The sequence below is a fragment of the Hyphomonas sp. CY54-11-8 genome (genome assembly GCF_000682735.1).
Taxonomy (GTDB): Bacteria; Pseudomonadota; Alphaproteobacteria; order Caulobacterales; family Hyphomonadaceae; genus Hyphomonas.
The window spans coordinates 275,137-287,773 of the sequence record NZ_AWFD01000012.1; the positions used below are offsets into that span (position 1 = coordinate 275,137).

Sequence of the window (12,637 nt, forward strand, 5' to 3'; positions counted from 1 at the left end):
CTGCGCGGGCAGTTGCCCAATAAGCGCAGTGTCAGACCACATCCATTCCAAGGTCAAGGTTCGGCGCCGAATGGGTGAGCGCGCCAACCGAGATGAAATCAACGCCCGTCTCTGCAATTGCGGCGACTGTATCGAGGTTCACCCCGCCTGATGCTTCCAGCACGGTCTTGCCGCCGGCCATGGCGACGGCCTCGCGCAGCGTGTCGGGGCTCATATTGTCCAGCAGGACAGCATGTGGGCCGTGCGGAAGTGCTTCTTTTAGCTGGTCTAGCGAATCGACCTCGACTTCGATCATCCGCAAATGTCCGGCATAGGCTTTTGCGCGTTCCAGCGCAGTGGAGACCGAGCCGCAGGCCGCGATGTGATTGTCCTTGATGAGGACGGCGTCGTCGAGGCCATAGCGGTGAGCTGTGCCGCCGCCACAACGTACGGCGCGCTTTTCGAGAGCGCGGTGGCCTGGCGTAGTTTTCCGTGTACAGACAATTATCGCTTTTGTGTGCGCGATCTTGTCGGCGAAGGTGCGTGTCATGGTGGCCACGGCGGAGAGGCGGCCAAGGAAGTTCAGCATGGTCCGTTCAGCGATCAGGATGGACCGGGCAGAGCCTTCCAGGCGCGCGACCACGTCGCCCTTTTCCAGTACGGAGCCATCCGGCATTTCAATGGTCAGCTTTACGGACGGGTCGATCAGTTTCAGCGCGTAGGCTGCTGCGTCCAGTCCCGCGATCACGCCTTGCTGGCGCGCGGCGATGACGACTTTCAGCTGGGTGTCAGGCGCGATGGTCGCGTCGGTTGTCAGGTCACCTGCGCGGCCAAGGTCTTCCGCGAGCGCCAGGCGCACGATCGGATCAAGGATAATGTCGGGAAGAGGGGGCGGAACTTGAGTCATGAGGGAACGCTCTCTTTGAAGGGGCGTTGGAGGAACTGGCGATGCGGTTCGCCGGTTTCGGGAAAATCGGAACGGTAGTGGCCGCCGCGGCTTTCGTGCCGAGCCTGTGCGCTTTTTACGATCAGGCCTGCGGACGTGATTGCGCGGGCCGGACCATGTTGCTCACGCAGCTGGTCAATCAGCTCTGCCACTTCGGCGAGCCCGCTCGCATCACGGACCACACCGCAGTTTTGCGACATTGCTGAACGCAAGGCCTGCAGGGCTTCATGCGGCAGCGCGTCAGGCACATGCCCCTTGCTGGCTTTGATGTCCGGCAGTTTTGCCTCTCGCAGGCGCTCGGCAATGCGATGTGAGAAGACGACGGCTTCGAGCAGTGAATTCGAGGCGAGCCGGTTGGCGCCGTGTACGCCGGTGGACGTACATTCTCCGCAGACGGAGAGACCATCCAGGGAGGACTTGCCCCAGAAGTCCGGCACGATACCTCCCATGTGATAATGCGCTGCCGGGGCGATAGGGATCATGTCCACGCGCGGGTCTATGCCAGCCGATTTGCAGGCAGCAAAAACGGTTGGGAAGTGTTCGGGGAAATGTTCCCCGACGGCTTCTCGGCAATCGAGGAAAGCGCCGCGGCCGGATGTGCGCTCGGTATGGACCGCGCGTGCCACTTCATCGCGCGGGGCGAGTTCAGCCAGTTCATGATAGGATTCCATGAAGCGCTTGCCATCGCGGTTGCGCAGGATGGCGCCTTCGCCGCGCAGCGCCTCGGTGGCGAGCGGTGCCGGATCGCGGCCGATATCGATGGCTGTCGGGTGGAACTGAACGAACTCCAGATCTGCGACCAAAGCGCCGGCCTCCCAGGCCATGGCGATGGCATCGCCGCGCGCGGCAGGCGGATTGGTGGTGACCTGGAACAGGCCGCCTGAGCCGCCGGTGCACAGCACGGTTTCGCGGGCTGTCTGCGTCGACAGCCGCCCAGCGGCGTCGCGCAGGATGACGCCCGCAACATTCAGCTGATCGTCCTGCATCAAGCCGACAGCGCGCACGCCTTCAACAATACGGATGTGAGAGGCGGAATGAACGGCCGCGACGAGCGCGTCCATGATGGCCTTGCCTGCAAGATCTCCGGCCACGCGGGCAACGCGCGGATGGGAGTGGGCAGCTTCCAGTGACAGGGCGAGGGCGCCATCGGGCGTACGATCGAAAGGCACGCCAAGCGCGATCAGGTCGCGAACGCGGGCCGGGCCTTCCTCGGCGATCAGGCGGGCGATGATCGGATCCACAAGCCCGGCGCCCGCCGCGATCGTGTCGGCCGCGTGCTGTTCCGGGCTATCGTTCGGGTGAAGGGCTGCGGCAAGGCCGCCCTGTGCCCAGGCTGATGAAGCAGCCTGGCCGAGAGGTGCCGGCGAGATCACGATACAGGGACGCGGAGCGAGCTTCAGTGCCAGGAACAGGCCGGCGAGGCCCGCTCCCACGATCAGGACATCACTGCCGGCGTGTGCATCTGCCGTCAGGGTCTGAACATGCTGCCCGTCCGCCAAGTCAGGAAATACCGTTCGTTGCGCGCCGGAATTCCGCCGGAGCGGTCACCGCCGAGACAAGCGCGCCGAACATGCGGTCGGCCGACTCGATGGTGAGGGTGAAATTGTCGGGCACATAGATCAGACCCTCGACTTTGGATTCCAGCATTTCCTCGATCTCGGAACGAATGGAGAGCTGGTCCCCGAAGCGGCGCGCCTTGCAGGACTGGCGTACGACGGAGCGGCCCCAGACGGAGCACACTTCCACCGCTGTCAGCTCGCAGGTGAACTGGTCCGGTTCCGGGTGAGGGGTGAGATACATTGTGCCGGTCATCAGGCATTCACCACCGCGATAGGGTTTTGTACGGAAACTCCACGTGCCGAGCACGTCGGTCGCATCGTCTTCAGTTCCGGCATGAACCGGCGTTGTTGCCAGCAGGGTACCCGCCAGCGCGAGCGCGGTCATGCGTGCCAGGCGGGAGGTCATGCTGCCACTCCTATTTGTCCTCACACGCATAACCTAGACCCGGCGGCGGGATACGCCAACGCCCCAGCCGCTTAAACCACCATCTCGATTTCGAGGGGTGCAAGTCCAGTCACGAAGTCGAGCGGCTTCTCCATGCGCGGCAGGGCCATCATGGCATCGAGCGCTTCCTTGGCACGCAAGCGCACGTCTTCCGGAATGGTCACCTCATGCTCGCCCGTCACGAGGCAATCATAGATGTTTTCCAGCGTGATGCGCTTCATGTGCGGGCACAGATTGCACGGGCGAATGAAGTTCGTGCCCGGGTTCTCGGCGGCGACATTGTCGCTCATCGAGCATTCCGTCAGCAGCACGACCTTCGGCGGGTGTTTCTCAGCCACATAATTGGCGAGAGCTGCCGTGGAACCGGCATAGTCAGCGGCTTCCAGGACGTCTGGCGGGCATTCCGGGTGGGCCAGAATGACGACGCCCGGATGGGCATCGCGCAGCTGGTGAACGTCTTCGGCGCTGAACATCTCGTGCACTTCGCACGCACCCGGCCAGGTCATGATACGGATATCAGTCTGGGCGGCGACGTTCTTGGCGAGATATTGGTCCGGCACCAGGATGACGGTGTCGGTATTCCATTCCTTTGCAACGGCTTCCACAACCTGCGCTGCGTTGGAGCTGGTGCAGGTGATGTGGCATTCGGCTTTCACGTCGGCCGTCGTGTTTACATAGGTGACGACCGGATAGTTCGGGTATTTTTCCTTGATCAGCCGGACGTCCGCGCCCGTGATCGAGGCGGCAAGCGAGCAGCCTGCGCGTGTATCCGGGATCAGGACGGTCTTTTCAGGGGCGAGGATCTTGGAGGTCTCGGCCATGAAGTGCACGCCGGCTTGGACGATGATGTCGGCATCGACCTTGGACGCTTCGCGGGCGAGCTGGAGGCTGTCGCCCCGGAAGTCGCCGACCAGACGGAAAATGTCCGGCGTCATGTAATTGTGCGCCAGGATGACGGCGTTCTTCTGAACTTTCAGTCGGTTGATCGCAGCGACGAGCGGGGCAATGGCCGGCCACTCCATCGGCGTCACGAAATCTTTGACCAGCGGATAGAGATGGTCTGTTTCTGCGCGCACGGCATCATCATAGCTGAGGCCACGAGCCTCAGCCGCATTCGGGCCGCGCAGCGGCGTGGGGGTAGGGCAGCCAGGTCCAGAATCGATCAGACGAGCCATGTCACGTCCTCCTTTGACCAACCGAGCACTTTTGCTCGATTTGAGTATAATGTGGCCCCGAAAGTGTGCGTTTCAAGGGGAATACCTTCAAACGTCCGGGATCAGGGCGCTCGTGCGACAAGCAATTGAAGCTTTTGCGCACTCTGAGCAAAAGGGGTGTAGCGTAGCCGGCGCGAAAACGCAATCGCAGAAAGTTGAGGGTGGCGCGGCGTCAGTCTTTGAAAAGTTCCAATGCTGCGGCCGTCATGGCATCCGATCCGGTCTGGATGGTGCGGGCATAGTCTGGGGCGAACAGCGAAGAGTGCAGGGATGGCAGCGGCATGCCATCCGCCTTGGCCTTGGCGTACTTCGACGGTTCCACCGCGCCGACCCAGAACAGCACGCTCGGGATCTTGTCAGCCGTCCGACCGTATTGGGAGAAATCTTCTCCGCCCATAACCGGCTTCACCTGGGTCACATACTCCGCGCCCAGCTTCTTGCTGACCGCCTTCATCGCCCGTCCGGTTGTGCCGGGATCGTTGTACGTGGAGGGCGTATAGTCGGACTCGATGGTGATTTCCGGTTCCGGTGCGTCGAAGGCGGCGGCCTGAGCCTTGGCGATGCGTTGGATGCCGTCGAGCAGCATCTGGCGGGTTTCATCATCGTAGGAGCGGACCGTCAGCAGCAGCGTCGCCTCGTCCGGAATGATGTTGTGCTTCGCGCCGGCCTTGAAAGAGCCGACCGTCACAACGGCGCTGTCCAGCGGATCAACGTTGCGGGCGACAAGACTCTGCAGGGCGGTCACGATGTGGGAGCCGATCAGGATCGGATCGCGGGTCGCCTGGGGATAGGCACCGTGCCCGCCAATGCCCTTCACATGGATGTCCACGCTGTCGACATTCGCCATGGCATAGCCCGTGGAATAGACCACCGTGCCGGAAGGCGCATCGGCCGAGACATGCAGGGCGAGGTTGTAGTCAGGCTTCGGAAAGCGCTCGAACAGGCCGTCGGCCAGCATGGCTTCGGCGCCCAGGCCGATTTCTTCGGCAGGCTGGGCGATCATGACCAGTGTGCCTTTCCATTTGGACTTCTGGGCGACGAGCGCACGGGCCGTTGCGAGCCAGGATGTCATGTGCACGTCGTGACCACAGGCGTGCATCACCTTGCTTTCCACGCCGGTCCAGGTTTGGGCCTCGACTGTAGAGGCGTAAGGCACACCGGTTTGTTCAGGCACGGGCAGAGCGTCCATGTCCGTCCGGATCAGGACCGTCGGGCCATTGCCATTCCTGAGGACACCAACGATGCCATAGCCGCCCACGCCAGGTTTGACTTCGCCTATGTCGCGTGTCGCCTTGTCGACGACCCAATCCTGTCCAACGCCGGTCGTGACCTCAAATCCGAGGGTTTCCAGTTCGCTCGCAAGAATGGATGAAGTCTTGGCCTCCTTGAATGAGAGTTCCGGAGCCTGGTGAAGTTGAAGGTAGAGATCGAGGATAGATTGTTCCGGCGTGCCAACCTCGCGGACCGACATGGCGGCTGGCTGGACAATGGCCGTTTCTGACGCCGTGGATTCTGTCGCCGGGCTCGTGGATTCAGCATTGGCTGGCGCAGTAGCCGCAGGCGCTTGGCTCCTGGAGCATCCGGAAATGGCAAGGCCGAGGGCGAGTGTGGATACGAGAGCAGGGCGCAACATGGCAGATCTCCGGAAAACAGATTGGAAGACCCTAGCAAGGTTTCCTTGAGTGCCAAGTGTGGCCGCTGAGCGCGGATGTGGATCGCTTAGTCGTCTTCGTCGAGCGCCGGGGCATCCGGCTGGTCTCGCCGCGGCCGGGCGATCATTTCGGCGATGTCTTCCAGTTCGATAAAGGCGTCTGCCTCCCGGCGCAGGTCATCCGCCACCATCGGTGGGCTGGATGTGTTCGTTGAAACGACCGAGACCCGTACACCTTTGGCCTTTACCGCCTCGATCAGACGCCGGAAATCGCCGTTCCCGCTGAACAGGACGATATGATCCACATGAGCTGCCGCTTCGAGCATATCGACGGCCAGTTCGACGTCCATATTGCCCCGATGGCGCTTTCTGCCTTCGCGGTCGGTGTATTCGCGCGCGGCCTTCTTCACCACGCTGAACCCGTTATAGGCCAACCAGTCGACCAGCGGGCGGATCGGGCTGTATTCATCGCTCTCGACCAGCGCGGTATAGTAGCTGGCGCGCAAGAGGCGGCCACGACCTTGAAATTCCTTCAGAAGTTTTCGGAAATCAATTTCGAGCCCAAGTGCACGGGCCGAGGAATAAAGGTTTGCCCCATCGATGAAGAGCGCCAGGCGCTCATCCTTGTAAAACGCCATGATAAGCCTCGAAATCTCCGCTGCTGCGGGAACGGCCATTAATTGTGCAAAGTAATAGCCGGACAGCTTAGTTTCCGCTGCAATCGGGCGCAAGGGACGGGTTGCGCGGCCTTGTTGCGCTGCATATAAGGGGCGGTTCAAAGGAGACTCTGAATCCATGGCCCGAGTGACTGTCGAAGACTGCATCGAGCAGGTGCCGAACCGTTTTGACCTTGTGCTGCTTGCCGCGCACCGTTCCCGCATGATCCGCGAAGGCTCGCCGATCACTGTGGACCGCGACAATGACAAGGATCCGGTCGTCTCCCTGCGCGAGATCGCTGATCAGTCGGTTGACCTGAAAGTGGTGAAAGAAGCGCTGATCTCCGGCCTGCAGGACATTCGTCCGGGCGAAGAGAACGAGCGCGAAGCAGACCGTATGGCCCTCGAAGCTGCTCCGGCGGCAACCGAAGAAGACGTCATGCGCGCTTACCAGGCTGAGCTCGAATCCGGGCGCGACGACCGGCTCTAGGAGGTTCGATGGACGGCAGCACCCTTTCCGCCAAGGACAAAGGGGCTGGCGAAGCACCACCGGCCACTGAGGCCGTGGGTGAACACCATGTCCTCACCCGCGAAGAACTCATCGCCAAGGTCCGCGCGTATCATCCGCGCGTGAAGTCCGAGCTGCTGGGCGCAGCTTACGATTTTGCGAAAACCCATCATGGCGAGCAGAAGCGCGACTCTGGCGACGCGTACTATTCCCATCCCGTGGAAGTAGCAAGCCTGCTGGCCGATGTGCATCTCGACGAGATCACCATCGTGGCAGGCCTGCTGCACGACGTCGTCGAGGACGTTGAAGAAATCGACATCGGCGAAATCGAAGTGCGTTTCGGTGCCGATGTGGCCGAACTGGTTGATGGCGTTACGAAGCTCGACAAGATCGAATTCTCTTCGAAAGAAGCGGCGCAGGCCGAGAACTTTCAGAAATTCATCCTCGCGACAACCAGCGACATCCGCGTTCTTCTGGTGAAGCTGGCAGACCGACTCCACAACATGCGTACACTGCATTTCCGCAAGAAGCCGGAAAGCCGTTACCGGACTGCGCGCGAGACGATGGACATCTACGCGCCTCTTGCTCGCCGTGTCGGTCTTTACCAACTGGCTGCCGAGATGGAGGATCTGGCTTTCCAGGAACTGAACGCGGAAGCGCGCCGGGCCATCCTGTATCGCCAGGAAGAGCTGGCGCTGGAAAATGCAGACGATCTCGAACGCATCCGGGCTGACCTGACGCAATTGATGGAAATGGCCGGCATCCAGTGCCGTATCAAAGGGCGCCGGAAAGCGCCTTACTCGCTGTGGCGGAAACTTGAGCGCAAATCCATTTCCTTCCGCGACGTGGCCGATCTCTTCGCGTTCCGCATCATCGTTCGGTCTACGGAGGAATGCTATCGCGTACTTGGTGAAGTCCATACTCTGTGGGCCTGCATTCCGGACCGGTTCCGTGATTTCATTTCCGTACCTAAGCCGAACGGCTATCAGAGCCTGCATACGACGGTGCGCGCCTCGGGCAATCGCCGCGTGGAGCTGCAGATCCGGACGGAGGCGATGGACCAGACCGCCGAGTTCGGCGTCGCCGCGCACTGGGGCTACAAGAACAAGCAGTATGGCTTCGATGCGGAGTCTGCGAAGGCGGCTGGCCTCGACCCCGCTGCCAGCCTCGAGACAATCTCCAGCCTCCTGCACGACGGCGCAGATGCGCGGGAATTCCTTGAGCATGCCAAGCTCGAAATGTACCGAGAGCATGTCTTCACGTTCACGCCAAAGGGCAAGCTGATCATCCTGCCGGCAGGGGCAATGCCGCTGGACTTTGCCTATGCCGTCCACTCGGCCGTTGGCGACACCTGCGTGGGTGTGAAGATCAATGGCGAGGTCAAAGCGCTGCGGCGGCCGCTCAAGAATGGTGATGTTGTCGAGATCATCCGGGGCAAGATTCCGGCGGCCGTCCATGGCTGGGAAGGCTTGGCGATCACGGGCCGCGCGCGGTCCGCGCTTCGCCGGCTGGTCCGTGAACGGGATACCGCAGATTTCCGGCGCCTCGGTGAAGGCCTGATCAATCAGGCCCTGCGCCGCGCCGGCATCGACCCGGTCGATGTGAAGATGACCCACACGGCTCAGCTTGCCGGGTTTGAAACGCGCGAAGAAATGGCCGAAGCGGTCGGGCGCGGCCGGATCAGTTCCGCCGATGTGATCCAGGCAGCCTTCCCGGGCTACAAGGCCGAGCCGATGGGCGACCCGTCGAAGACGAAGGTCGATTCCCAGCACGCCCCTCTGCTGGTATCGGGCCACGACCTGACCCCCGGCGTGACGCTGCATCTCGGCCATTGTTGCTGTCCGTTGCCGGGCGACCGGATTATGGGGGTTCAGGTGCCGGACCAAGGCATCGTGGTGCACGTGGCGAGCTGTCCCAAACTGGCCGAATACGATGACAAGCCAGAGCTCTGGGTCGACCTCAGATGGACTGAGCTCGCCCGTACAGATGCCATGGCTGTGGGGCGGATTCGCATCAATGCCGCGAACACACGCGGCGTGTTGGCCAAACTCTGTGCGGCCGTGGCTCAGTCCAACGGGAACATCGTGAATATTGCCACGGTGGACCGCCAGAAGGACTTCACAGAGCTGGTCATGGAAATTGAGGTTGAAGACCTGAAACGCCTGACGCAGATACTGGCCGCGCTCCGGTCGCTCGCAGTGGTCGACCGGGCAGTGCGTGACCAGGAGGGTGATGATGACCAATGAAGAAGTGCTCGCGGTGTTTCGCGAGGCAGGGGCGTTGCTGGAAGGGCATTTCATCCTTTCGTCCGGGCGCCGCAGCCCGGTGTTCCTGCAGAAGGCGCTGGTCTTCTCCCAGCCGGACAAATCCGAGAAACTCTGTGCGGCGCTCGCGAACAAGCTGACCGAGAAGTTCGGCAAGATCGACGTAGTCGCTGGCCCGGCCGTGGGCGGCATCATTCCGGGCTATGAACTCGCCCGTCAGCTTGGATGCCGTTCCATTTTTGCTGAACGCGTGGACGGACAGCTTCAGTTCCGCCGCGGCTTCTCCATCGCCGAAGGCGAGCGCGTGCTGATCGCTGAAGATATTGTCACGACCGGCCTGTCATTCCGTGAGACCGTCGAGGCGCTTGAAAAGCTGCCGGGCGAAGTGGTTGGCGGCGCTTGCATCATCGATCGCTCCGGCGGACGTGCCGATGTTGGCTGTGAACTGGTCTCACTCGCTTCGGTCAATTTCCCTGACTATGACGCGGACGACCTGCCTCCCGAACTGGCGCTGATGCCGGCTGTGAAGCCAGGCTCGCGAGGGCTTGCCTGATGAGCGGGCGGCTGCGCCTTGGGGTGAACATCGATCATGTGGCGACCATCCGGAATGCCCGCGGCGGTGCGCATCCCGATCCGGCGCGGGCCGCCGAGATTGCAGCGGCCGCTGGGGCGGACGGCATCACGATCCATTTGCGCGAAGATCGCCGTCACATCCGTGATGGCGACCTGGAAGCCATTCGGACCGCCTCCAGTCTGCCAATCAATCTGGAGATGGCGGCCACCCAAGAAATGACCGCGATCGCCTGCGGGTTCCGTCCGCATGCAGCCTGTATCGTGCCCGAGAAGCGCGAGGAGCGCACCACGGAGGGCGGCCTCGACGTCGCCGGTCTTCACAACCAGATTTCCCCCATCGTTCGCCAGCTGCGCGATGCCGGGGCCCGCGTGTCGCTGTTCATTGAGCCGGATCCTGTCCAGATCGCAGTGGCCGAAGTGCTCGGCGCGCCGGTCGTCGAGCTGCATACAGGGCGCTATGCGGAGCTGTGGATCGATGGCGGCGCCGAAGCGGCTGCGCCTGAACTCGCCCGCCTTCAGGCCGCGGCGGACGAAGCTCGCAAGCGCGGGATCGAACCCCATGCCGGTCACGGCCTGACCTTTGATAATGTTGGCCCGGTAGCGGCCATCCCTGAGATCGCCGAATTGAATATCGGGCATTTCATTATTGGTGAGGCGATCTTCATTGGCCTCGAAGAGGCGATTCGTGAAATGCGCCGTCTCATGGATGATGCCAGAAATCAGGTGAGCGCATGATCATCGGTATCGGGAATGATCTCTGCAATATCGAGCGCATCGAGAAGACGCTGGAACGTTTCGGCGAGCGATTTGAAATGCGCGTCTTCACGGAGACGGAGATTGCGCTGGCGCGCCGCCGCCGCCGCACAGCAGAGACCTATGCCAAGCGCTTCGCCGCCAAGGAGGCTTGCGCCAAGGCACTCGGCACGGGCGTGCCGCGCCGAGGGGTGCACTGGAAACACCTGGGCGTTGTAAACCTGCCGACCGGCAAGCCAACGCTCGCGCTGACAGGTGGCGCAGCCAAGCGCCTCGAAGCGATGATGCCTGAAGGCCATCAGGCCATCATTCATCTGACGATCACGGACGATCATCCATGGGCCGAAGCGCACGTGATCATCGAAGCGATCCCGGTGAGTGGCAAATGAAGCCCGCTCGTCCGAAACGCACCCGCTTGCGCAGCAAGGGAAAGAATGGTGTCCCCACGCTGTCCGATGACCGCCTGAAGACGGCACAGGACGCGGTTGGCTACAAGTTCAAGGACCCGAAACTTCTGGTTCGCGCACTGACGCATCCAAGCGCGGTAGGCGGCGGTGACCCCGTTCGGGAATCCAACCAGCGTCTCGAATTTCTTGGCGACCGGGTGCTGAACCTTGTTATCGCTGAACGTCTCATGGAGCGTCGCAAGATGGAGAGCGAGGGCGAGCTTGCCCCGCGTCTCAATCGTCTGGTCAAGAAGGGCGCCTGTGCGGATGCCATGCGTCACCTGGAACTTCAGGAATTTATCTTGCTGTCCGATGGTGAAGAAGCTGCCGGCGGCCGCTCGCGCGAATCCACACTGGGGGATGCCTGCGAGGCGGTGATTGGCGCGATCTTCAAGGATGGTGGCCTGTCGCCAGCGCGCAAATTCATCGAGAAGGCTTGGGCCCCGCAATTCGCATCGGCTCCGGCGGAAACAAAGGATCCGAAAACCCTGCTGCAGGAGTGGGCGCAGGGGCAAGGCCTTCCGTTGCCGGACTATGACGTGTTGAGCCGGTCAGGCCCGGATCATGAGCCCATTTATGAAATTGAAGCGAAGGTCGAAGGACGCGGCAGTGCCGTGGCGACCGGGCCTTCCAAACGCGAAGCCGAGCGCAGCGCCGCTGCCCTGCTGCTCCAATCGCTGGCAGGATAGACATGAACGAAACAGACATCACCCATGCTGGCTTCTGTGCCATTATCGGCGCGCCGAATGCTGGCAAGTCCACGCTGACCAATCTTCTGGTCGGTGCGAAAGTAGCCATCGTCACGCACAAGGTTCAGACGACACGCTTCCCTGTGCGGGGCGTGGCGCAAACTGATCACACGCAGATCGTGCTCGTCGATACTCCCGGAATTTTCGCCGCCAAGCGCCGGCTGGACCGGGCCATGGTCAAGGCGGCCTGGAGCGGAGCCGAAGATGCCGATGCCATCGTGCACCTGGTGGATGCCTCCGCCTGGGTAGCGGACCGGGCCGGCAAGGAGACTGCCGCGCAAAAGCACTCCATCGAAGATGACCGCCGCGTTGTGGAGCAGTTGAAGGCCAGCGGTCGGAAAGCCATTCTGGCACTGAACAAGATTGATCTGTTCCCGCATGACCAGGTGTTGCCGATCATCGCGGAACTGAACCAGACCGGCGCCTATGAAGAGGTCCACATGATCTCCGCCGAGAATGGCGACGGTGTCGAAAAGCTGGAAGAAGCGATTGCCGCCCGTATGCCGGAAGGGCCTGCGCTCTACCCGCCGGATCAGGTGGCGGACCTGCCGATGCGCCTGCTGGCGGCAGAAGTGACGCGCGAGAAGCTGATGCTGCGTCTGCACCAGGAGCTGCCCTACCAGCTGATGGTGGAGACCGAGAGCTGGGAAGAGCGCAAGGATGGATCCGTCCGCGTGCAGCAAGTCATCGTGGTTGGCCGTGAAAACCACAAGTCCATGGTACTGGGCAAAGGCGGCCAGACGATCAAGGATATCGGCCGTATGGCGAGGGAAGAGCTCTCCGAAATGCTCGGCCGCAAGGTGCACCTCTTCCTGTTCGTGAAGGTCGATGAGCGCTGGCAGGAGCGCCGCGAAAGCTATCAGGGGCTCGGCCTGGAGTTCGATGTCTGAGGCA

Annotated in this window: 13 protein-coding genes; 7 read left to right on the forward strand and 6 right to left on the reverse strand. The window is 61.8% G+C overall.

The genetic code is table 11. The annotated features are described in order from the left end of the window. Positions 1 to 31: 31 nt before the first annotated feature. From nadC to HY17_RS09895, 6 genes are all read right to left on the reverse strand, one after another. Entirely contained in the window at positions 32 to 886 is an 855-nt protein-coding gene (gene nadC, locus HY17_RS09870; protein WP_034766239.1) for a carboxylating nicotinate-nucleotide diphosphorylase, read from the reverse strand. Next, entirely contained in the window at positions 883 to 2,424 is a 1,542-nt protein-coding gene (locus HY17_RS09875) for an L-aspartate oxidase (RefSeq protein ID WP_051599905.1), read from the reverse strand. Before HY17_RS09875 ends, nadC begins: the two co-directional genes overlap by 4 nt. A gap of 1 nt (position 2,425) precedes the next feature. Beyond that, positions 2,426 to 2,890 carry a hypothetical protein gene (locus HY17_RS09880; protein ID WP_034766240.1) on the reverse strand — a complete coding sequence of 155 codons (465 nt, stop codon included), beginning with the start codon at positions 2,888 to 2,890 and terminating at the stop codon, positions 2,426 to 2,428. Positions 2,891 to 2,961: 71 nt separating this feature from the next. Continuing rightward, positions 2,962 to 4,104, reverse strand: a complete 1,143-nt coding sequence (gene nadA / locus HY17_RS09885) for a quinolinate synthase NadA (protein WP_034766241.1) — start codon at positions 4,102 to 4,104, stop codon at positions 2,962 to 2,964. A gap of 211 nt (positions 4,105 to 4,315) precedes the next feature. Then, positions 4,316 to 5,773: an amidohydrolase gene (locus HY17_RS09890; protein ID WP_081813091.1), complete on the reverse strand. Its 1,458-nt coding sequence runs from the start codon at positions 5,771 to 5,773 to the stop codon at positions 4,316 to 4,318. 89 nt (positions 5,774 to 5,862) lie between these two features. Beyond that, positions 5,863 to 6,432, reverse strand: a complete 570-nt coding sequence (locus HY17_RS09895) for an NYN domain-containing protein (protein ID WP_034766397.1) — start codon at positions 6,430 to 6,432, stop codon at positions 5,863 to 5,865. A gap of 157 nt (positions 6,433 to 6,589) precedes the next feature. On the opposite strand from HY17_RS09895, the gene rpoZ reads away from it, so the two are divergent. The 7 genes from rpoZ to era are packed head-to-tail and all read left to right on the forward strand — an operon-like array spanning position 6,590 to position 12,633. Then, a complete protein-coding gene (gene rpoZ, locus HY17_RS09900) occupies positions 6,590 to 6,940 on the forward strand; it encodes a DNA-directed RNA polymerase subunit omega (protein ID WP_034766242.1) in 351 nt (116 codons plus the stop codon). 8 nt (positions 6,941 to 6,948) lie between these two features. Further along, positions 6,949 to 9,204 (forward strand): bifunctional (p)ppGpp synthetase/guanosine-3',5'-bis(diphosphate) 3'-pyrophosphohydrolase, encoded by a 2,256-nt coding sequence (locus HY17_RS09905; RefSeq protein ID WP_081813079.1) that lies wholly within the window; start codon positions 6,949 to 6,951, stop codon positions 9,202 to 9,204. Further along, entirely contained in the window at positions 9,194 to 9,775 is a 582-nt protein-coding gene (gene pyrE / locus HY17_RS09910; protein WP_034766243.1) for an orotate phosphoribosyltransferase, read from the forward strand. The genes HY17_RS09905 and pyrE overlap by 11 nt, the downstream gene beginning before the upstream one ends. Then, entirely contained in the window at positions 9,775 to 10,530 is a 756-nt protein-coding gene (locus HY17_RS09915; RefSeq protein WP_034766244.1) for a pyridoxine 5'-phosphate synthase, read from the forward strand. Before pyrE ends, HY17_RS09915 begins: the two co-directional genes overlap by 1 nt. Continuing rightward, a complete protein-coding gene (gene acpS, locus HY17_RS09920) occupies positions 10,527 to 10,937 on the forward strand; it encodes a holo-ACP synthase (RefSeq protein ID WP_034766245.1) in 411 nt (136 codons plus the stop codon). The genes HY17_RS09915 and acpS overlap by 4 nt, the downstream gene beginning before the upstream one ends. Then, entirely contained in the window at positions 10,934 to 11,683 is a 750-nt protein-coding gene (rnc, locus tag HY17_RS09925) for a ribonuclease III (RefSeq protein WP_081813080.1), read from the forward strand. Before acpS ends, rnc begins: the two co-directional genes overlap by 4 nt. A 2-nt stretch (positions 11,684 to 11,685) precedes the next feature. Further along, positions 11,686 to 12,633 (forward strand): GTPase Era, encoded by a 948-nt coding sequence (gene era, locus HY17_RS09930; RefSeq protein ID WP_034766246.1) that lies wholly within the window; start codon positions 11,686 to 11,688, stop codon positions 12,631 to 12,633. Positions 12,634 to 12,637 lie beyond the last annotated feature (4 nt).